Source organism: Micromonospora sp. NPDC049301 (assembly GCF_040678715.1).
In the GTDB taxonomy this organism is placed as follows: domain Bacteria; phylum Actinomycetota; class Actinomycetes; order Mycobacteriales; family Micromonosporaceae; genus Micromonospora.
In genome coordinates this window covers 116,798-136,188 of sequence record NZ_JBFAQO010000001.1, presented here as the reverse complement: position 1 = coordinate 136,188, position 19,391 = coordinate 116,798, and the positions used below count along the sequence as shown (strand labels likewise).

The window sequence follows — 19,391 nt, the reverse complement described above, 5'->3', positions numbered from 1 at the left end:
GCTGTTCGCCGGCCGCTGTCCGCCGATGACCCGCCGCGGGTTCACTGTTGATTGCTGCCGAGCCCCGCGGCACGTCGCCGTTCTCACGGCGGCGATGCCGTCGGCGGCGCTCAACTCCCCCCATAAGCTCTATACCTCAGAGTCATACTTATGACTCTGAGGTATAGAGCTCCCGGCCCGACCCCGCCCGGACGTCCCACGCCGGGGGTGGTCACGGCCGCGCCGGTCGGTGCGTGCGGGCCGCGGATCGCCGCGAGTCCCCGGGAGCCGGGTCGTCGGACGCCCGGGTCGTCAGATGAGGCGGAGCTGACGGTCCCTGGGTCGGCGCGGCTCGGTCTCGCCGAATCGTTCGAAGAGCCCCGGGTCGATCGTGCCGAGGAACGGCGACGGCGTGCAGTCGCGTTCGACCCCGTGGCGGGTTCGGCGGGCGGCGTGCGTGACGTACAGCCGGTCCTGGGCCCGGGTCAGGCCGACGAAGAAGAGCCGGCGCTCCTCGGCGATCGCGTCCTCGTCGGGGGTCGAGCCCGGCCAGCGCAGCGGCAGCAGCCCGTCGTCGACACCGACCAGGAAGACCACCGGGAACTCCAGACCCTTCGCGGCGTGCAACGTGAGCAGGGTGACCGCCTCCGCCCGCGGGTCGAGCGCGTCCACCTCCGCGCCCGTGGCCAGCTGCGACAGGAACATCTCCAGGTCGTCACCGCAGCGCCGGGCCAGCGGGGTCAACAGCTCCACCGCCGATCGGACGTCCTCGGGACGACCCGCCCCTGCGCCGTCCAGGGTCGGCACGGCGAACCGCTCCGCGACCACCTGACCGGCCAGCCGCACCCGGGCCGCCAGCGAGCCGGCCAACCCGTCCGCGTGCCGCAGCTCACGGGCGATGGCCGCCACACCGGGTCGGTCCCGCAGCCGGTCGTGTGAGCGTTTCTGCACCGGGATGTTGGCCCGGGCCAGGGCGTCCACGATCGGCGCGGCCTGCGCGTCGGTGCGGTACAGCACGGCGATGTCCGAGAACGACAGCGACGTCGACCGGCCGTCGATCCGACCCGAGTCCAGTGACCGGTGGGACAGCCCGCCGACCAGCTCGTCCACGGTACGGACCACGAAGTCGGCCTCCTCCGCGACGGACGCCGCGGGGAAGCGACCGACCAGCGGCGCCTCCGGGTCGAGCCGGGCCGGGTCCAGCCGCCGGCCACGGACCAGCGAGGACGGCGCGATGGCCTGCACGGCGGCGGCCAGGATCGGTGCCGAGGAGCGGTAGTTGCGATTGAGTCGGACCAGCCGGGCGTCGGTGAAGTCCTCGGAGAAGCGCAGGAAGTAGCCGACGTCGGCACCACGGAACGAGTAGATCGCCTGGTCCGGGTCGCCGATCGCGCACAGGTTGCCGTCGGCCGGGCTGAGCAACCGCAGCAGTTCGTACTGCACCGCGTCGACGTCCTGGTACTCGTCGACGAAGATCCACCGCCAGCGGTCCCGGTACCGCCTGACCAGCTCCCGGTCGGCCCGCAGCAGTTCCACCGGCAGGCTCACCAGTTCGTCCAGGTCGACCAGGTCCTGCTTGCGCAGCAGCGCGATGTAGCTCGCCTGGTCGTCGCCGGCCTCCGACCGGGCCGCCGCCCGCTCGGCGTCGTCGGCGATCCGGAAGTCCACCGGCAGGCCCGCCGCGTCGGCGTTCTCCCGCAGGATGGTCAGGCCCAGCGCGTGGAAGGTCCCGACGGTGACGTCCTCGGCGACCGGGCCGAGCAGGCCGTCGAGGCGGTGACGCAGTTCCTCGGCGGCCCGGCGGGTGAAGGTGATGGCCAGGCAGTGCTCGGGGAAGACGTTCAGCTCCGCGCACAGGTACGCGATCCGGTGGGTCAGCGTCCGGGTCTTGCCGGTGCCGGGGCCGGCCACGATGAGCAACGGACCGCCGGGTGCGGACGCGGCCACCCGCTGCATCGCGTCCAACCGGTCCAGGAGGCCCGTGCCGACCTCCTCCATGCCCGCGAGCATCGGCTCGAACGGCTCGTGTGGCGACGGCGGCGACGCGATCGGCGGTGCGGGCGGTGAGGCCGTCTTGCGCTTCGGCTCCGCCTTCGCCGTCGCGGGACGCTTGGCCGTCGCGCGGGCTGCCGGCTCCGCGGGTTTGCGCTGTGCCGGCACCGGTACGTCGAACAGCGTCTCCTGCGCCGTGCCAGCGCCGGCGCCCAGCTCCGCCGGGTCGAAGAGGGTGATCACTCCGTACTCGCCGTCGTAGCCGGGCACCCGGCGCACGTCGCCGCGACGCAGCCGCCCGATCCCTTCCGCGAGCAGCTCACCGCCGACCTGCGCGATGTCGGTCAACGGCGTCGTGGTGAGGATCTCCAGCTCGGGACCGAGCGCGGCGAGCAGCTCGTTGAGCCGGCCCTCGACCTTCTTCGACCGGGCGCCCACCTTGTTGATCTCGCCGAGGATCTCGGCCAGCGGCACCAGGTGGGTGACCTCCCGGGCATGCGCCGGCCGGTGCCCCTCCGCCCGGTCGGCCAGCTCCTCGACGCGACTCAGGACGCCCACGGTGAGCGGCTTGCCGCACTCGGGGCAGCGTCCGTCCGCGGCGCGGGTCCGCTCCGGAGACCAGTTGACCCCGCAGAGCCGGTGCCCGTCCGCGTGGTACTTGCCCTCCTCCGGGAAGAACTCGATGGTGCCGGCCAGGCCGTCGCCGGTCCGCAGCGCCTCCCGGACGGCGAAGTAGTCCCGCTCGGAGGTCAGCACGGTCGCCTCCCGGCCAAGGGCCGGTGGGGAGTGCGCGTCCGAGTTGGAGACCAGCTGGTAGCGGTCCAGGCTGCCGACGCGCCAGTTCATCGCCGGGTCGGAGGAGAGGCCGGTCTCCACGGCGAAGATGTGGTCGGCCAGGTCGGCGTAGCAGTCGGCGATCGCGTCGAAGCCGGACTTCGAGCCCAGCGCGGAGAACCACGGCGTCCAGATGTGCGCCGGCACCAGATAGCCGTCCGGGCTCGCCTGGAGGGTGATCTCCAGCAGGTCCCGCGAGTCCAGGCCGAGGATCGGCCGGCCGTCGGAGCCGAGATTGCCGATCCGACCGAGCGCGGCGTTGAACCGGGCCACGGCGTCCAGGTCGGGCAGGTAGATCAGGTGGTGCACCTTGCGGGTCCGGTCGTCCCGCTTGTAGATGGTGGAGATCTCCACGCTCAGCATGAACCGGACCGGGTCCGCCTCCGCCGTGCTGGCGAGTCGGGGCGGCAACCGGCGGGCGATGTCCCGCTCCGCCTCCGGGGCGAGCCGGTAGAGCCCCGGCTCGGCCGGGCGCAGCGTCTCGCGCAGGTGGTCGTACCAGGCGGGGTGGGTGAAGTCGCCGGTGCCGAGCAGGGCGATGCCCTTACGCCGGGCCCACCAGGCGAGGTTCGGCAGGGTGAGGTCCCGGCTGCACGCGCGCGAGTACTTCGAGTGGATGTGCAGGTCCGCGACGAATGGCGGGAGGCCACCGGGGGGTACGGCGCTGAACGGGGGCACGCCGCATCCTGTCACGCTCGCCGCGCCGGCCGCCCGCCGCCACGCGCGGACGTGACGTCCGCTATGCCGAGCGCAGCTCGACCAGGGTGATCTGCGGTTCCGCCCCGACCCGGACCGGCGGCCCCCAGAAACCGGCGCCGTTGGTCACGTAGACCTTGGTGCCGTCGACCTCGCCGAGCCCGCTGACCACCGGCTGTTCGAGCCGGACGGCCAGGTTGAACGGCACCATCTGCCCGCCGTGGGTGTGCCCGGACAGTTGCAGGTCGACGCCGTAGCGCGCCGCCTCCTTCGCCGCCACCGGCTGGTGGGCGAGCAGCACCACCGGTCGGTTCGGGTCGCGGTCACCGAGGGCGGCGGCGAAGTCCGGACCGGCGGCGAGGCCGGTGCCCGTGCCCGAGAGGTCGTTCACCCCGGCCAGGTCCAGTACGCCGCCCCGGGCCTGGATCTCCTGCCGCTGGTTCTGCAGCACCCGCAGGCCGAGCCGGTCCACCTCCTGGACCCACTCCTCCACCCCGGAGTAGTACTCGTGGTTGCCGGTGACGAAGAAGCTGCCGTACCGGGAGCGCAGGTCGCGCAGCGGCGCGGCGGCCGAGCCCAACTCGGCGACTGAGCCGTCGACCAGGTCACCGACGACCGCGACCAGATCCGCGTCGAGGCGGTTGATCGCGGCGACGATGCGCTCGGTGTGCACGCGGCCGCGCAGCGGGCCGAGGTGGATGTCGGAGACGGTCGCGATGCGCAGGCCGTCCATGCTGCGCGGGAGCTTGCCGAGCGGGATCTGCACCCGGTCCAGTTGTGGCGGGCCGAGCGCGGTGCGTACCCCGTACCCCGTGATGCCGGCGGCGGTGAGGCCGGCGAAGATGGCGGCCCCGCGGGCCAGCAGCAGCCGGCGTGCCGGGTCGTGGTCGGGCGCCGTGACGGCGCCCGCGGCCGGTGGCTCGGTCGGCCCAGCGGCGCCGACCAGCACCGGCTCGGGAGCGGCGGTGGTCGGCTCGGCGGCGGTGACCCGGCGGCGCAGCACCAGCCGGGTGACCAGCATCGGCACTTCCAGCACGGCGAGCAGGACCAGCAGGTAGAACATCAGCGCGAGCCAGAGGTAGCCCGGCCAGGCGAGCCAGTAGAGCCCGGCCTGGGTCCCGGCGAGGGTGACCGGCACGAGCAGCGCCAGCACCAGGGCCGCGATCCCACCGACCCGCCGCCAGCGCCCCGGCGTGGTGGTGTCCCGGATCAACCGCTTCCACAGGTAGAGGTGGATGAGACCGGTGATCAGCGCCAGGACGGCCACAAACCCCAGAACCGCCAGCATCTGTGCGCCTCCCTCAGCCGCCCGCGAACGGGGGCAGGACGTCGATCGTGGCCCCGCCCGGCAGGGGTGCCTGACGATCATGACAGGTGACGCCGTCCACGAGGAAACTCGCCACCCGCAGCACGGCGGCGAGCCGGTCACCGTGCCGCTGGACCAGCTCGACGGTGAGGTCGTCGAGTGACCGGCCGGCGGCGGTGACCTCCTCGGAGCGGCCGGCGGCGGCGCGCGCGCCGGCGAAGTAGCGGACGGTCAGCGGCGTCGGGTCCACGACTCAGCCTCCGATCGCGGACATCGGCCGGGTCGGCTGGAGGAAGGTGGGATCGTCGATGCCGTGCCCGGCGCGCTTGCCCCACATCGCGGTGCGCCAGCGCCGGGCCAGGTCGTCGTCGTCCGCGCCGGCGCGCAGCGCGGCGCGCAGGTCGGACTCCTCGGTGGCGAAGAGGCACGCGCGGACCTGGCCGTCGGCGGTCAGGCGGGTGCGGTCGCAGTCGCCGCAGAACGGGCGGGTGACGCTGGCGATCACGCCGACCCGCGCCGGGCCGCCGTCGACCAGCCAGGTCTCCGCCGGCGCCGCGCCGCGCTCGGCCGGGTCGGGGCTGAGGTCGAAGCGGGTACGCAGGGAGGTGAGGACCTCCTCGGCGGTGACCATCGTGCTGCGGTCCCAGCCGTGCTGGGCGTCCAGGGGCATCTGCTCGATGATCCGCAGTTGGTATCCGTGGTCGACGGCGAAGCGCAGCAGGGCCGGTGCCTCGTCCTCGTTGACGCCGCGCATCAGCACAGAATTGATCTTCACGGGGCTGAGCCCGGCGTCGGCGGCCCCCGCGAGCCCGGCGAGCACCGCGCCCAGCCGGTCGCGGCGGGTGAGCTGGGTGAACCGGCCCTGGTCCAGAGTGTCCAGTGAGACGTTCACCCGGTCGAGGCCGGCCGTGCGCAGCGCCGGGGCCAGCCGGTCCAGCCCGATGCCGTTGGTGGTGAGCGAGATCCGCGGGCGGGGCTCCAGTGCGGCGACCGCCGCCACGATGCCGACCAGCCCGGGCCGGATCAGCGGCTCGCCGCCGGTGAACCGCACCTCGGTCACACCGAGCCGCTCGACGGCCACCCGGACCAGCCGGACGATCTCGGCGTCGGTCAGCAGCTCGGGACCGGCCAGCCAGGGCAACCCCTCGGCCGGCATGCAGTAGGTGCACCGCAGGTTGCACTTGTCGGTGAGGGACACGCGCAGGTCCCGGGCGACGCGGCCGTACCGGTCGACGAGGACGCCGTCGGTCCGCGGGGCGACGCTCACCTGTCGACCGTAGCGCGCTCGGGCCCGCCCAGGGCGGCGCGGGCGTTCTGGATGACCGCATCTCGGTATCCGCCGCCGAACAGCGCGGTGTGCACGAGCAGCAGGTGCAGTTGGTGCAGCGGCACCCGGTCGCGCCAGCGGTCGGGGAGCGGCCAGCTCTCCCGGTAGGCGGCCAGGGCCCGGTCCAGGTACGGAATGCCGCCGAAGAGCGCCAGTTGGGCGAGATCCGTCTCCCGGTGCCCACCGTGCGCCGCCGGGTCGACCAGCCAGGCCCGGTCGTCGGCGCCCCACAGCACGTTGCCCGGCCACAGGTCGCCGTGGAGGCGGGCGGGCGGCTCGTCCCCACCGAACTCGCCGATCCGGCCGATCACCTGCTCGACCAGCGCGGCGTCGTCGTCGCTCAACGCACCGCCGTCGACCGATCGCCGCAGGTAGGGGGCGAGTCGCCGCTCGGCGAACCACCTCGACCAGGGGCCGTCGTCGGGGGTGTTGTCCTGCCCGAGCGCCCCGATGAAACCGGACCAGGTCGCGCCGAAGGCCGGTGCGCCGGCCCGGTGGAGGCCGGCCAACTCCCGGCCGAAGCGCTCGGCCGCCTCGGGCGTCGGCTCGCCGGGCTCCACCCACTCGAGCGCCAGCAGGCCGGGCAACGCCACGATCACCTCCGGTACGGGGACCGTGCCGGCCTCCCGCAGCCAGCGCAACCCGGCCGCCTCGGCGGCGAAGAAGCCCTCCGGGACCGGCCGGCCGGCCCGCTCGGGCCAGGACTTGGCGAAGACGGAGTGGCCGTCGTCCAGGGTGAGCCGGGCGGCGGCGCAGATGTCCCCACCGGCGACGGGCGTCTCCCGGATCCGCTGGTGGGTCAGGAACGTCGGCAGGTGTGCCGGGTGCGCGCGCAGGTACGCCAGGTCCATCAGCGCACGGTAACCGCTCCCCACGACACAACGGCGCCGCCCGGACACATCGGGTCGGCTCCCCGCCCCACCGGTCCGACCCCGCCGTACGGGTATGTGTGGTGAGCAGCAACAACACGGGGAGTGACTGTGGATAACCCGCGTGTCGTCCACAGGGGCGGCGAAGCCGGGCGAGCCCGTCGCAGGCTCCCGGCATGACCTCGACCGAACGCCCCCGGCTCGCCGTCCGCTCACCCGCCGACCTGCTCGCCGCAGTGCCGTACCTGCTCGGCTTCCACCCCGCCGACAGCGTGGTCGCGGTGGCGCTGCGCGGCCGGCAGATCATCTTCGCCGCCCGCGCCGACCTGCCGGATCCGGCGGCCGACACCGTCGAACGGGCCCGGCACCTCGCCGGGGTGATCCATCGGCAGGGCGCGGAGGCCGCGACCGTCATCGGCTACGGGCCACCCGACCGGGTGACGCCGAGCGTCGACGCGGTGCGGGCCGCCCTGACCGGCACCGGGTTGGACGTGCTGGACGCGCTGCGGGTGACCGACGGCCGGTGGTGGTCGTACCTCTGCACCGAGGCCGACTGCTGCCCACCAGAGGGCCGGCGCTACGACCCGGCGGCCAACCAGGTGACCGCCTCGGCGGTCTTCGCCGGCCAGGTGGCGCTCCCCGACCGGGCCGCCCTCGTGGCGCAGGTGTCGCCGGTGGACGGCCCGGCCCGGGTCGCGCTGCGCGCCGCCACCGCGCGCGCCGAGCGGCGGCTGACCGAGCTGGTCGAGCAGGCACCCGCGAGCGACCTGCTCGGCGGCCGGGCACTGCGCTCCGCCGGTGTGGCGGCGGTCCGCGAGGCGCAACGCCGGCAACGGCGCGGCGAACGCCTCGACGACGACGAGGTGGCCTGGCTGAGCCTCCTGCTGACGCACCTGCCGATCCGCGACCACGCCTGGGAGCGCACCGACGGTCGGGACCGGGACATCGCCCTCTGGACCGACGTGCTGCGCCGGGCCGAGTCGGAGTTCACCGCCGCGCCGGGCGCGCTGCTGGCGTTCGCCGCCTGGCGGGCGGGGCAGGGAGCGCTGGCGGCGGTCGCGCTGGAGCGCACGCTGAGTCTGCACCCCGACTACTCGCTCGCCGTGCTCCTGGACGACCTGCTCCGGCGCGGCGTACCCCCGTCCGAGCTGGACGGCTGGCCGTCGATCGGTCTGCCCGGCGTGGTCCGCCCCCGCAAGCGGAGCCGGCGTGGCCGCCGCTGACGGGTCAGGCCGGCTGCTCCACCATGATCCGCTGTGGGCCGGCGTAGACGTTCATGGTCGGTCCGCGCAGGAAGCCCACCAGCGTCATCCCGGCCTCGTCGGCCAGCTCGACGGCGAGGGTGCTCGGCGCGGAGACCGCGGCCAGCAGTGGCAGCCCGGCCATCCACGCCTTCTGGGTCAGCTCGAAGCTGGCCCGGCCGGAGACCAGCAGCAGGTGCCCGGCCAGCGGCAGCCGCCGCTCCCGCACCGCCCAGCCGATCACCTTGTCGACGGCGTTGTGCCGGCCCACGTCCTCCCGGAGCACCACCAGCTCTCCGGCCGCGGTGAACAGCCCCGCCGCGTGCAGCCCACCGGTCCGGTCGAAGCCGCGCTGGCCGGCGCGCAGCCGGTCGGGCAGTTCGGCGAGCAGGGCGGCCGGCACGGTGAGCGGGTCCGCCGCCACCGGGAACAGCGAACGGGTACGGACCGCGTCGATGCTGGCCTTGCCGCAGACCCCGCAGGAGCTGGTCGTGTAGAAGTTCCGGGACGGGTCGGTGGTCGGTTCCGGCACTCCGGGGGCGAGGACCACGTCCACCACGTTGTACGTGTTCGGTGTCTCCGCGCCGGCGCAGAGCTGCGCGGTCTGTACGTCGTCGGTGGACCGGATCAGCCCCTCGGTCAGCAGGAAGCCGATGGCCAGGTCCAGGTCGTCGCCGGGGGTGCGCATGGTGACCGCGAGCGGCCGTCGCCGGCCGGGGCCGGCCGCGCCCACCCGGATCTCCAGCGGCTCCTCCACCGCCAGGGTGTCCGGCCGGCGGACGGACCCGCGTCCGTCGGCCGTCGCGTCCAGGTCGATCCGGAGTACGCCCCGTCGGTCAGTCGCCCGTCCCATCCCGCCATCCTGCACCCCTCGCCGGTCCGTCCGCACGGCCACCGGGCATCGGCGCCGGGCCGGCGACCGGATGCCGGCACGACTACCGTGGCCGGATGGGGACGTACGCGGCCGTGGTGCTCGCCGGTGGGGCCGCCCGACGGATGGGTGGGGTGGACAAGCCGGCGGTCCCGGTCGGTGGCCGGTCGATGCGCGACCGGGTGCTGGCCGCCGTCGCCGATGCCGCGCCGCGGGTGCTGGTCGGTCCGGCGGGCGCGGTTCCGCCCGGCGTGCGGGTGATCCGTGAGGATCCGCCCGGCGGGGGCCCCGTCGCCGCGGCGGCGGCCGGGCTGGCACTGCTCGACCCGGGAACGAGCCTGGTCGCGCTGCTCGCCGCCGACCTGCCGCTGCTCACCCGCACCGCGATCGGCGAGCTGCTGACCCACCTCACCGCGCCCCGCGACGCCGGGCTGGAGGGCTCACCGGACGGGGCGTGCTTCGTCGACGCGGATGGGCGGCGGCAGTCGCTCTGCGGGGTGTGGCGGGTCGCCGCGCTGCGGGCCGGGCTGGATCGGCTGGCGGCCGAGCGGGGCGGCAGCCTGGCCGGGGCTCCGGTCCGGGCACTGCTGGCCGGCCTCGTCGTGCGCGAGGTGCCCTGGTCCGGTGACGGCCCGCCGCCCTGGTTCGACTGCGACACTGACGAGGACGTACGCCGGGCGGAGGAGTGGGCGCGATGACGGTGATGGACGACTGGGTGACGGCGGCCTGTGCCGAGCTGGACCTGAGCCCGGCCCAGGTGCCCGTGCCGGCGGTGCTGGACCTGGCCCGCGACGTCGCCCACCAGGTGCTGCGACCGGGCGCGCCGGTCAGCGCGTACCTGCTCGGGCTGGCGGTGGGTCGGGGGGCCGACCCGGCGGACGCCGCCGCCCGGCTCAGCGCCCTCGCGGCCACCTGGCCGGTCGAACTGGGCGCCGATCCCGCCGATCCGTCGGCGGTCTGAGCGCCGGGCGCCTGCGGGGCGGGGCCGCGCGGAGCGCCCCGACCAGGCAGCCCTTCGACCGCGGGAGAACCCGCGGGTCGTGCGGGTGTCCGATCCCGGTCCGGGCTGATTCGAGCTCCGGGCGGCGTGGGTAGGGTGATCGTGACGGACGGAGGCGATCATGACGGCTGACCACCCCTCAGCGCCGAACGGTGAGCTGCCCGGCGGTGCGGTCGAGCCGGCGGAGTCGATCCTGCTCGACGAGCCGAGCACCACCGACCTGCGGGCCAAGGTGACGGAGGCGTGGCGGGAGTTCGCCCGCGCGCTCGCCCTCCGGCTGCGGGAGCTGCCCGCCGGCGCGCACCTCGAGCTGACCCTGGACCCCACCGCCTCCGGGACCGGGGACGCCGTCTACTCGATCAGCGTCGACGTGGACGGTGACGGTCTGCTCTCCGCCCGGGCGGTCGGCAACGCCGCCCTGCCGGCGGGCTACCGGCTGGATCGCGCCGCGGTGGCGGACATGGTCGCGCTCGGCTGGTCCCCGCCCGGGGTGGTGGCCGGCTCCGGAGGTTCCTTCGGGCTGGACGGCACGACGGCGGAGGCGACCCGAATCGCGGCGCTGCTCTCCCGGACGCTGCGCGACGTCTACGGCGCCCCGCACCCGGCGTTCCTCGTCTACCTGGTGCAGGACGCCGAGGGTGAGGCGCTGACCGTGGAGCCGCTGGGCACCGCGCGCAGCGAGTTCGGCCCGGACGCCGACGTCGAGGCCGACCTGGAGGAGGCACTGGCCGAGGCGGCCGCCGCGCAGGTCGAGCGGGACGACGTGCTCGACCTGGCGGACCGGGTCCGCACCGTGGTCTCCACCATGCTCAAGTCCGACACCGACCGGTTGCAGGTCGACTCGGACGGCGACATCACCATCCGTGCCGGGTCGGCGATGGTCTTCGTCCGGGTGCGCGACAACCCGCCCCTGGTGGACGTCTTCTCGCCGGTGCTCACCGAGGTGGAGCCGACCGAGCGGCTCTACGTCAAGCTCTCCGAGCTGACCAACCGGATGCCGATCGGGCGCCTCTACTGCGCCGACGACACGGTCTGGGCGTCCATCCCGGTCTTCGGCCGCAACTTCCAGGCCACCCACCTCATGCTGGCGGTACAGGTGATGACCGGGCTCGCCGACGAGCTGGACGACCGGCTGCACGGCGAGTTCGGCGGCAAGCGGTTCTTCGGCGAGGGTGACAAGCCGGTCCGCCGTGACGAGTCCGAGCACCGCACCGGCATGTACCTCTGAGCGCGGTCTCAGGAGACGTCCAGCAGGGTCTTGCCGACCGTCGAGCGGGCCTCGATGGCGGCGTGCGCGTCGGCGGCGCGCTCCAGCGGGAAGCGCTGCCCGATCAGGGGCCGCAATCGGCCGGCCGCCGCCTCCGCCAGCGCCCGACCGCTGTACGCCCGCAGCCGCGCAGGCGGCACGTCCGGCCGGACCAGCGTGACCTGCCGTGCGGTGGCGGCCTCCGCGGACACCGGTGACCACTCGCCGCTGGCCAGCCCGAAGCTGACCATGCGGCCACCCGGGACCAGCAGCTCGAACGCCGTTTGGGCGACCGGCCCACCGACCCCGTCGAACACCACGTCGATGCCGCCCACCGCGTCCCGGATCCGGTCCTCCCAGCCCGGCACGCGGTAGTCGACCGCCAGCCCGGCACCCAGCCCGGGCAGCAGGCCGACCTTGTGTGACCCACCGGCCAGCCCGACGACGTGCGCACCGGCCCGGGTCGCGAGCTGCACGAGCAGGCTGCCCACCCCGCCCGCAGCGGCCTCCACCAGCACCCGGTCCCCGGGGCGGACGCCGACCGCCTCGACGAGCATGGTGGCGGTACGCCCGTCCGCCAGCAGCGCGACCGCCGCGTCCAGCGCCAGCCCGGCCGGCACCTCGATCGGCGCGGACGCGTCCACGACCGCGCGTTCGGCGTATCCGCCGGAGCCGCCCGTGGCGCTGACCACGCGCCGCCCGGTCAGCGCCGGGTCGACGTCCGGCCCGACGGCGGCGATCACCCCGCCGACGCCGTTGCCGGGGATCAGCGGTGGGGTGACCCGGGGCGGCCCGGGGTGACCGGAGCGCTGCTGCGTCTCGACGAAGGTGATGTTCACGTGTGCGACGTCGATCAGCACCTGGCCGGGGCCGGGCGTCGGGTCGGGTGCCGGGCCGGGCACCAGCACCTCGGGCCCGCCGAATTCACGCAACCAGACCGCCCGCATGAAATCCCCCTCGACCACGGTGGGCGTCGTGCCCACACTCTGCCACCAGTTCATCTGCTGAACCGGGCTTGAGGTCAAGGGCGGGTGGGGCCCGGAAACCCCGAGAACCAGGCCCCACCCGCCGGGGAGGGAGGATCATGCTGCGGTGGCCGGCCGCCGGGCCGGTGGTCACGGCGGTTCGACGCGGCCCGGCCCGCTCCGGTTCCCACCGGTCTCGCGGAGTCGTGAGCTGCCGGGCCCTGCCGCTCAGCGGGTGGAGGGGCCGACGCCGGGGGACTCGACCAGCCGGGACAGCACGATGGTGCTGCGGGTGGACGTCACGAAGGACTCCGCGCGGAGCCGCTCCAGCGCTGCCTCGAGGTGGGCGATGTCGGCGGCGCGCAGGTGCACCAGCGCGTCGGCTTCACCGGAGACGGTGTACGCGCCGACCACCTCGGGGTGCCGGCGGGCGGCCACGCCGATCTGCGCGGGGGTGGTCCGGCCGGCGCAGAACAGCTCGACGAACGCCTCGGTGGTCCAGCCGACGGCCGCCGGATCAACCACGGCCGTGAATCCCCTGATCACGCCGGTGGCGCGCAGCCGGTCGACCCGGCGCTTGACGGCCGGGGCGGAGAGTGACACCCGGGTGCCGATGTCGGCGTACGACGCTCGGGCGTCGGCGACGAGCAACGCAATGATCCGCTGGTCTACCGCGTCTATCTGCAACGTTCCGCCTCTGGGAAGCAATGGTTGTGGCTGTTACCAAAGTTCAACGGTACCTACTCTTGGTGACCGTGAACCAGCAGCGAGTCCCGCGAAAGCGGACATATCTCCTGTGCTCGCCGGAGCACTTCGCGGTCGAGTACGCCATCAATCCGTGGATGGACGTGACCACCCCGGTCGACCGGGAACTGGCCGTCAAGCAGTGGGACCGGCTGCGCGAGACGCTGGTCGGCCTCGGCCACGAGGTGCACCTGCTCACCCCCGAGCCGGGGCTGCCCGACATGGTCTACGCCGCCAACGGCGCCTTCGTGGTGGACGGCAGCGTGTACGGCGCGCGTTTCAAGCACGAGCAGCGGGCCGCCGAGGCCGCCGCGCACCACGCCTTCTACGAGTCGCAGGGCTGGCGGTTCATCGCCCCCAGCGAGACCAACGAGGGCGAGGGTGACTTCGCGTACGTGCCGGAGGCGCACGGCGGGCTCATCCTGGCCGGGCACGGCTTCCGTACCGAGATCCCGGCGCACGCCGAGGCGCAGGAGGCGCTGGGCCGGCCGGTGGTGTCGCTGCGCCTGATCGACCCGCGCTTCTACCACCTGGACGTGGCGCTCGCCGCCATCGACGACTCGAACGTCGTCTACTTCCCGGGCGCGTTCTCCGCGGCCAGCCAGCGGGTGCTCACCCAGCTCTTCCCGGACGCGGTGATCGCGGACGACGAGGACGCGATGGCCTTCGGGCTCAACCTGGTCAGCGACGGCGCGAACGTGGTGCTGAACAGCGAGGCCACCCGGCTGGCCGGGAAGCTCAAGGCCGCCGGCTACAACCCGGTCCCGGTCGAGCTGGGCGAGCTGAAGAAGGGCGGTGGCAGCGTGAAGTGCTGCATCGCCGAGCTGCGGCACTGACCCGGACACCCCGCGTACGTCAGGGGCCGGCCTCCCGAACGGGAGACCGGCCCCTGACGTCGTCGCGGTGGACGCTCAGCCCAGCGTGGCCAGCTCGTTGATCAGCACGTTCGACATGACCTGACCGTCGCGCTGCACCTCTCGCAGATACCACTTCTGCTGCGGGGTGCGCGGCTGGTTGAACTGCCAGATGCCGCGGGGGCTGTCGATCTGGCCGATCTTGCCCAGCGCCAGGTTGACCTGCTGGGGCGTGGGTGAGCCGCCGGTCAGCTGGATCGCCTGGTCGAGCACCTGCGCCGCGTCGTACGACGCCATGGCGTAGGTGGTGGGCGTGACCTGGTACTTCTTGCGGTAGGCGGAGGCGAAGACGCGGTTGGACGTGTTGTTCAGGTCGGCCGAGTAGTTCAGCGCGGTCTGGATGCCGAGCGCGTCCCGGTCCATGCTCTCCAGCACGGCGCCCTCGGTGAGGAAGCCGGGTGCGTACACCGGCCCGGAGAACTGGTCACGCAGCTGCTTGATGAACTCCACCGCCGCCGTACCGGCGTAGAAGCAGACGACCGCGGTCGGCTTCTTGGCCAGCGCCTTGCGAATGTCCGCGACGTACGTGTTCTTCCCCGGGTTGGGGGTGGGGTTGGTGTTGGTCACCGGGTCGGCGATCCGCCGGTCGCTGGCGCCGAACTCCTGCCGGAAGCCCCGCTCCACGTCCGGGCTGCCGACGTTCGCCGGCATGATGATCGCCACGCGGCCGTTCGACGGCAGCTGGTCGCGCAGGTAGCGGCCCAGCGCCCGGCCGGCCTCGTCCAGCACGTAGGACGTCCGCCAGATGTAGAAGACGCTCTGGAGGCTGCTCGGCGAGGCGTTGGAGCCGATCAGCGGGACCCGGGCCTGCTCCACGGTGTCCCGGATGCCGACCATCACCGCCGAGTTGACCACCCCGGTGAGCGCCAGCACGCCCTTCTTGAGCAGGTCGTCGACGGCGGCCTTGCCGGACTTGGCGGTGTCGCCCTCGTCGGCGGTCAGCAGCTCCACCGGGTGCCCGCCCAACCGCTGGTCGTGCAGGTCGAGGAAGAGCTGGAAGCCGTTGGTGATGTCGTCACCGATGCTCTTGAAGCCGCCGGCCTGCGGCGTGATCAGACCGATCTTGATGGGGCCCCGGTCGCCGGTCGGCTGGTCGTCGGTGTCGGAGCCGCACGCGGCGGCGAATCCGGTCGTACCGAGCGCCGCCAACAGCTGGAGCGCCCGCCTGCGATTCATGTGCGACACCGAGTTCCTTCCCAGGAGCGTTGCAGGGCAGAACAGCGCCCCTCCGGCGTTCTACCTGCTCCGCGACGCTGCGTCAATGGCTAGTGATCATCGTGCAGGGAACGCAACATAACGAGGACCTGGGGCCAGGTCGGGGACTCCGGGTCGATCAGCCCGAAATGCTCGCATCCGGGCAGCTCAACAAGGGAAATATCGGATCCTGCCGCACGCGCCGCCGCGACGAATTCCCGGCTCATCGTCACCGGCACCTGCTGGTCCGCCGAACCATGCATCACTACTATCCGTGTCTGGATCGGCACCAATGATCGTGGATCGGTGGCGGCGTACCGGTCCGGGACCTGCGCCGGGCCGCCGCCGAGCAGCGCCGACACCGCGCCGGCGTCCAGATCCTGCCGGTACGCCTCAGCCAGGTCGGCCACCGGGGCCAGGGCGAGCACGCCGCCCACCGTCGCCGGCGCGGTGGCCGCCACGTACAGCGCCAGATGGCCACCGGCGGAGTGACCGATCAGGATCGGAGCGGCGCGCGTCACCCGCCCGGGCAGCGCCTCGGCGGCAAGCCCGGGCAGCTCGGCGACCCCGGTCAGCACGTCGGTCATGGTGCCCGGCCACCCGCCACCCGGCTGCCCGGTGCGCCGGTACTCCAGCTGCGCGACCGGGTAGCCGGCCGAGGCCAGCGCGGCGGCCAGCGGCCCGGTGTGCCGCCGGTCGTACTCGGCCCGCCAGAACCCGCCGTGCACCACGACGACCAGCGGCCGCGCCGGGCCGGCGCCGGCCGGGTGCCGCAGGTCGGCCACCTGGTCGGGGTGGTCGCCGTATGCCACGGTCCGGTCGGGCTCCGGTGCGGGCCGGGTCAGCACGGCGCGCGGGTCGGCAGGCATGGCGCGACGGTAGCGCGCCCCGCCCGGGTGGTTCGGAGCCGGGAGTCGGTCCCGGGCGGCATGGTCTGCGGCCGCTGGGTAAAGATGGACCCCATGACCGAAGCGCACTCCGCTGCACAGAACGACGAGGCCGGCTCCGACGACTCCGGCCACTCCGGCACCGTGGTGGTGGTCGGCCCGGACGGCCGGCCGATCGGCACTGTGCAGACCGAGGAGGGGCAGGGCGAGGACCCGACCCGCCTGGTCGAGCAGCCGGCCAAGGTGATGCGGATCGGCAGCATGATCAAGCAGCTGCTGGAGGAGGTCAAGGCCGCCCCGCTGGACGACGCCAGCCGTAACCGGATGCGCGAGATCCACGAGCGGTCCATCGTCGAGCTCAAGGACGGCCTCGCCCCCGAGCTGCGCGACGAGTTGGAACGCATCTCGCTGCCCTTCACCGAGGACAAGGCCCCGAGCGAGAGCGAGCTGCGCATCGCGCACGCCCAGCTCGTCGGTTGGCTGGAGGGCCTGTTCCACGGCATCCAGGCGGCCCTGGTCGCCCAGCAGATGGCCGCCCGCGTGCAGCTGGAGCAGATGCGCTCCGGCCGGCAGGCGCTGCCCAGCGGGCCCGGTGGGATCGTGCCGGGCATGCCGGGCATCGGCCAGCCGACCGGCGGCGAGGGGCACAACACCGGCCAGTACCTCTGACCCGACCCGCTCAGTCCACCCCGAAGACCTTCTCCAGGTACGACGCCACGCCGTCCTCGGTGTTCGCCGTGGTCACCTCGTCGGCGACCGCCAGGACGGCGCGGTGGGCGTTGGCCACGGCCACGCCCCGCCCGGCCCAGCTCAGCATCGGCACGTCGTTGGGCATGTCACCGAAGGCCAGCACGTCCGCCGCACGCACCCCGAGCCGGTCGCAGTACCAGGCCAGCCCGGCCGCCTTGGTCACACCGGCCGCGGAGATCTCCACCAGGCCGGAGGACGACGAGTGGGTCGCCTCGGCCAGCCCCGCCACCGCCGCGGCGACCAGCGCCACGAACGCGTCCGGGTCCTGCTCCCCGGCCCGGGCGAGCAGCTTCACCGCCGGGGCCGAGAGCAGCTCCTCGGGTGTCTCGACCGGGCGGATCATCTCCGAGTCGGCGTCCCAGCGCAGCGGGTAGTGCGCCTCGTGCCGCATCTCCCGGCTGTCCAGGATCTCCACCGCGAAGCTGATCCCGGGCACCTCGGCGCGGAGCCGCCGGGCCACCTCCGCCAGGTGCTTCGGCGCGAGCGGGTCGGCCCGCAACACCTCGTCCTCGAACGGGTCGTAGACCACGGCCCCGTTGGCGCAGACCGCCGGCAGCGGCTCGGCCAGTTGCTCGTACACCATCTTGAGCCAGCGGACCGGACGGCCGGTGACCAGGACGACCGGCGTGCCCCGCGCGGAGATCCGCGCGAGCACGTCGGCGGTGTGCGGGCTGACGGTGTGGTCGTCGCGGATCAGCGTGCCGTCGATGTCGGTGGCGATCAGGCGGGGCGTCTCTCCCATCACCGGGACAGTAGCCGGTCCAGGTACACCGCCACCCCGTCGTCGTCGTTGCGCAGGGTCACCTCGTCGGCGGCGGCGCGGACGGTGGGATGCGCGTTGGCCACCGCGACCCGGGACCAGCCGGCCCACTCGAACATCGGAAGGTCGTTGGGCATGTCACCGAAGACCAGCACGTCGGCGGGGTCGACCCCGAGGCTCTGGGCGACCACGGTCAGCCCGGTCGCCTTGTCCACCCCCGGCGGGCAGATCTCGATGAAGCCGAGCCCGGCCTGGGTGAGCGTGGCCACCTGCGGTGGGACGATCCGTCGGGCCACGGCCAGCAGTTCGTCCACGTGGTGGTCGGCGGTCCGGGCGAAGGCCTTGATCACGTCGCAGGAGAGGCACTCCGCGCGGGTACGCGCCTCGAACCTGTCCTGGTAGGGCCAGCTCGGGTGGTAGTCACCCCAGAGCGGGGCGTCGTGCTCGTCGGACGCCTCGACCATGACGGTCAGCGGGCCGACCTCGGCCTCCAGGTCGGCGAGCAGCCGGGCCAGCACCTCGCCGGCCAGCCGCTCGTCGCGGAGCACCACCGGGCCGGTCGGGTCGCTCTGGTCGACCACCCGCCCGCCACCGGCCATCACCAGGAAGTCGGCGGCCCGGATGTCGTTGCGGGTCAGCTCGGTCAACCGCGGTCCGCGCCCGGTCGCGCCGACCACCGGAATTCCGGCGGCCCGCACCCGGTCGAGCACCCCGTGGGTGTACGCGGAGACGGTGTCGTCGCTGCGAACCAGCGTCCCGTCAAGGTCGGTTGCGATCAGCTTGGGCAGTCCCGGGCGGGTCATCGTTCCTCCTTCGCCCGCCGCCGTCGCAGCCTGCCGTGCGTACTGGTGCCGAGGCCCGGCGTGACGGCGGGCAGCAACCGTACCTCGCGGAAGAGGTCGCAACCATGGCTTCCAGGCGAATCGGACGCCAACTGGCGGGGTGCCGCCGGTGGCCCGGGGCGCAGAACCACGCAGCGCGGGCGAGACCTCCCGACGGCGCCTTCGCAGGGCCGGATCCGCGCTGCTCAGCCGTGGGCTTCGGGCCGGGCGAACGGGGCGGCCGGGGTGACGGTCAGGTCGGCCGGGGCGGGCGGGCCGTCCTCGTCGACGGGGTCGCGGTCCCGGCGGCGGCGCCAGCCGCGTCCCGTCGCGTCGTCCCCCGTCGGGCCGTCCCCGTCCGGTCCGGCCGCCGGGCCGGGCGGGGCGGCGGCCGGCGCCAGCCGCAGCGCGACACCGAGCAGTACGCAGGCGACGAACGCCATCACCAGGCCCCGACCGTATTCGGCCCGGAAGCCGTCCTGAGCTGAGTAGAGGAGGCTCCGCTGAGCGGGGTCGTCGAGCGTCGCCACGGCGGCCACCAGCAGCGCCAGCAGGGCTCCGGCGAGGGTGAGCCCGGCCAACCGGGCGTTCGGCCGGACCGACGCCGTGCCCCGCAGCGCCAGCGCCACGAGGCAGACCAGGCCGAGCAACCCGACCAGGTAGCCGACCCCGAAACCACCGACCTCGGACAGCCCGGCGGGCACCTCGATCGAGCTGTTCCCGTCGGGTCCGCCGTCCGGCAGGGTCATCACCAGCCACTCCCCGACCAGCGAGGCGACCCCGGCGACCGCGCCGAGCACGGCCAGCAGCAGAGGCAGCCGGGGGTCCCGGGTCAGGCCGGCCAGGGACCGGCCGAACCGGCGCGGCCGGGTCAGATCCTCGTCGCCCCACTCGATCACGGCCGGGCCGTCGGACCGGTCACCTTGCCGGGGGATCGGCAGCTCCTCGGACATCGGCCATCCTTCCGCCGGTCACGGGCCTGCGTCGAATCATGG

19 protein-coding genes are annotated in these 19,391 nt (G+C 73.9%); 6 read left to right on the top strand and 13 right to left on the bottom strand.

Annotation, left to right across the window (positions count from 1 at the left end; genetic code table 11):
- Positions 1-291: 291 nt before the first annotated feature.
- From AB0K07_RS00685 to AB0K07_RS00665, 5 genes are all read right to left on the bottom strand, one after another.
- On the bottom strand, positions 292-3,483 hold the full coding sequence (locus AB0K07_RS00685; RefSeq protein ID WP_363749889.1) for a UvrD-helicase domain-containing protein: 3,192 nt from the start codon (positions 3,481-3,483) through the stop codon (positions 292-294).
- Between the two features lie 61 nt (positions 3,484-3,544).
- Positions 3,545-4,789, bottom strand: a complete 1,245-nt coding sequence (locus AB0K07_RS00680) for a metallophosphoesterase (protein ID WP_363749888.1) — start codon at positions 4,787-4,789, stop codon at positions 3,545-3,547.
- 13 nt (positions 4,790-4,802) lie between these two features.
- Entirely contained in the window at positions 4,803-5,057 is a 255-nt protein-coding gene (locus AB0K07_RS00675; RefSeq protein WP_363749887.1) for a MoaD/ThiS family protein, read from the bottom strand.
- A gap of 3 nt (positions 5,058-5,060) precedes the next feature.
- Positions 5,061-6,074 (bottom strand): GTP 3',8-cyclase MoaA, encoded by a 1,014-nt coding sequence (gene moaA, locus AB0K07_RS00670; RefSeq protein WP_363749886.1) that lies wholly within the window; start codon positions 6,072-6,074, stop codon positions 5,061-5,063.
- On the bottom strand, positions 6,071-6,985 hold the full coding sequence (locus tag AB0K07_RS00665) for a fructosamine kinase family protein (protein WP_363749885.1): 915 nt from the start codon (positions 6,983-6,985) through the stop codon (positions 6,071-6,073). The genes moaA and AB0K07_RS00665 overlap by 4 nt, the downstream gene beginning before the upstream one ends.
- 194 nt (positions 6,986-7,179) lie before the next feature.
- Here AB0K07_RS00665 and AB0K07_RS00660 point away from each other — a divergent pair, with 194 nt between their 5' ends.
- Entirely contained in the window at positions 7,180-8,226 is a 1,047-nt protein-coding gene (locus AB0K07_RS00660; RefSeq protein ID WP_363749884.1) for a DUF4192 domain-containing protein, read from the top strand.
- Between the two features lie 4 nt (positions 8,227-8,230).
- On the opposite strand, the gene fdhD is transcribed toward AB0K07_RS00660, so the two are convergent.
- Entirely contained in the window at positions 8,231-9,097 is an 867-nt protein-coding gene (gene fdhD / locus AB0K07_RS00655; protein WP_363749883.1) for a formate dehydrogenase accessory sulfurtransferase FdhD, read from the bottom strand.
- A 95-nt stretch (positions 9,098-9,192) separates the two neighbouring features.
- On the opposite strand from fdhD, the gene AB0K07_RS00650 reads away from it, so the two are divergent.
- The 3 genes from AB0K07_RS00650 (at position 9,193) to AB0K07_RS00640 (ending at position 11,343) form a co-directional block, all read left to right on the top strand.
- Positions 9,193-9,813, top strand: a complete 621-nt coding sequence (locus tag AB0K07_RS00650) for an NTP transferase domain-containing protein (RefSeq protein ID WP_363749882.1) — start codon at positions 9,193-9,195, stop codon at positions 9,811-9,813.
- Positions 9,810-10,076, top strand: a complete 267-nt coding sequence (locus AB0K07_RS00645) for a DUF6457 domain-containing protein (RefSeq protein WP_363749881.1) — start codon at positions 9,810-9,812, stop codon at positions 10,074-10,076. The genes AB0K07_RS00650 and AB0K07_RS00645 overlap by 4 nt, the downstream gene beginning before the upstream one ends.
- 160 nt (positions 10,077-10,236) lie before the next feature.
- Positions 10,237-11,343 carry a hypothetical protein gene (locus AB0K07_RS00640; RefSeq protein ID WP_363749880.1) on the top strand — a complete coding sequence of 369 codons (1,107 nt, stop codon included), beginning with the start codon at positions 10,237-10,239 and terminating at the stop codon, positions 11,341-11,343.
- 8 nt (positions 11,344-11,351) lie between these two features.
- On the opposite strand, the gene AB0K07_RS00635 is transcribed toward AB0K07_RS00640, so the two are convergent.
- Positions 11,352-12,362: a zinc-binding dehydrogenase gene (locus AB0K07_RS00635; RefSeq protein WP_363749879.1), complete on the bottom strand. Its 1,011-nt coding sequence runs from the start codon at positions 12,360-12,362 to the stop codon at positions 11,352-11,354.
- Positions 12,363-12,554: 192 nt separating this feature from the next.
- Positions 12,555-13,013 (bottom strand): Lrp/AsnC family transcriptional regulator, encoded by a 459-nt coding sequence (locus AB0K07_RS00630; RefSeq protein WP_074315467.1) that lies wholly within the window; start codon positions 13,011-13,013, stop codon positions 12,555-12,557.
- Positions 13,014-13,072: 59 nt separating this feature from the next.
- Between AB0K07_RS00630 and ddaH the strand changes: the two genes are divergently transcribed.
- Positions 13,073-13,906 carry a dimethylargininase gene (gene ddaH / locus AB0K07_RS00625; RefSeq protein WP_363749878.1) on the top strand — a complete coding sequence of 278 codons (834 nt, stop codon included), beginning with the start codon at positions 13,073-13,075 and terminating at the stop codon, positions 13,904-13,906.
- A gap of 75 nt (positions 13,907-13,981) precedes the next feature.
- Here ddaH and AB0K07_RS00620 read toward each other — a convergent pair whose 3' ends face one another.
- Both AB0K07_RS00620 and AB0K07_RS00615 read right to left on the bottom strand, forming a co-directional pair.
- Entirely contained in the window at positions 13,982-15,169 is a 1,188-nt protein-coding gene (locus tag AB0K07_RS00620) for an ABC transporter substrate-binding protein (protein WP_363749877.1), read from the bottom strand.
- Between the two features lie 80 nt (positions 15,170-15,249).
- Positions 15,250-16,047 carry an alpha/beta hydrolase gene (locus AB0K07_RS00615; protein WP_363749876.1) on the bottom strand — a complete coding sequence of 266 codons (798 nt, stop codon included), beginning with the start codon at positions 16,045-16,047 and terminating at the stop codon, positions 15,250-15,252.
- Between the two features lie 84 nt (positions 16,048-16,131).
- Here AB0K07_RS00615 and AB0K07_RS00610 point away from each other — a divergent pair, with 84 nt between their 5' ends.
- Positions 16,132-16,734 (top strand): bacterial proteasome activator family protein, encoded by a 603-nt coding sequence (locus AB0K07_RS00610; protein ID WP_363749875.1) that lies wholly within the window; start codon positions 16,132-16,134, stop codon positions 16,732-16,734.
- A gap of 10 nt (positions 16,735-16,744) precedes the next feature.
- On the opposite strand, the gene AB0K07_RS00605 is transcribed toward AB0K07_RS00610, so the two are convergent.
- From AB0K07_RS00605 to AB0K07_RS00595, 3 genes are all read right to left on the bottom strand, one after another.
- The gene (locus AB0K07_RS00605) at positions 16,745-17,557 is read right to left on the bottom strand and encodes an HAD family hydrolase (RefSeq protein WP_363749874.1); all 813 of its coding nucleotides are present in this window, start codon (positions 17,555-17,557) and stop codon (positions 16,745-16,747) included.
- On the bottom strand, positions 17,557-18,378 hold the full coding sequence (locus tag AB0K07_RS00600) for an HAD-IIB family hydrolase (protein WP_363749872.1): 822 nt from the start codon (positions 18,376-18,378) through the stop codon (positions 17,557-17,559). The genes AB0K07_RS00605 and AB0K07_RS00600 overlap by 1 nt, the downstream gene beginning before the upstream one ends.
- A 224-nt stretch (positions 18,379-18,602) precedes the next feature.
- On the bottom strand, positions 18,603-19,349 hold the full coding sequence (locus AB0K07_RS00595; RefSeq protein WP_363749870.1) for a hypothetical protein: 747 nt from the start codon (positions 19,347-19,349) through the stop codon (positions 18,603-18,605).
- Positions 19,350-19,391 lie beyond the last annotated feature (42 nt).

Coding starts and splice junctions, on each gene's coding strand:
- AB0K07_RS00680 (WP_363749888.1), bottom strand. CDS start 4,789: ATGCTGGCGGTTCTGGGGTTTGTGGCCGTCCTGGCGCTGATCACCGGT.
- fdhD (WP_363749883.1), bottom strand. CDS start 9,097: ATGGGACGGGCGACTGACCGACGGGGCGTACTCCGGATCGACCTGGAC.
- AB0K07_RS00635 (WP_363749879.1), bottom strand. CDS start 12,362: ATGAACTGGTGGCAGAGTGTGGGCACGACGCCCACCGTGGTCGAGGGG.
- AB0K07_RS00665 (WP_363749885.1), bottom strand. CDS start 6,985: ATGGACCTGGCGTACCTGCGCGCGCACCCGGCACACCTGCCGACGTTC.
- AB0K07_RS00640 (WP_363749880.1), top strand. CDS start 10,237: ATGACGGCTGACCACCCCTCAGCGCCGAACGGTGAGCTGCCCGGCGGT.
- AB0K07_RS00605 (WP_363749874.1), bottom strand. CDS start 17,557: ATGGGAGAGACGCCCCGCCTGATCGCCACCGACATCGACGGCACGCTG.
- AB0K07_RS00645 (WP_363749881.1), top strand. CDS start 9,810: ATGACGGTGATGGACGACTGGGTGACGGCGGCCTGTGCCGAGCTGGAC.
- AB0K07_RS00595 (WP_363749870.1), bottom strand. CDS start 19,349: ATGTCCGAGGAGCTGCCGATCCCCCGGCAAGGTGACCGGTCCGACGGC.
- AB0K07_RS00650 (WP_363749882.1), top strand. CDS start 9,193: ATGGGGACGTACGCGGCCGTGGTGCTCGCCGGTGGGGCCGCCCGACGG.
- AB0K07_RS00660 (WP_363749884.1), top strand. CDS start 7,180: ATGACCTCGACCGAACGCCCCCGGCTCGCCGTCCGCTCACCCGCCGAC.
- AB0K07_RS00600 (WP_363749872.1), bottom strand. CDS start 18,378: ATGACCCGCCCGGGACTGCCCAAGCTGATCGCAACCGACCTTGACGGG.
- AB0K07_RS00610 (WP_363749875.1), top strand. CDS start 16,132: ATGGACCCCATGACCGAAGCGCACTCCGCTGCACAGAACGACGAGGCC.
- AB0K07_RS00615 (WP_363749876.1), bottom strand. CDS start 16,047: ATGCCTGCCGACCCGCGCGCCGTGCTGACCCGGCCCGCACCGGAGCCC.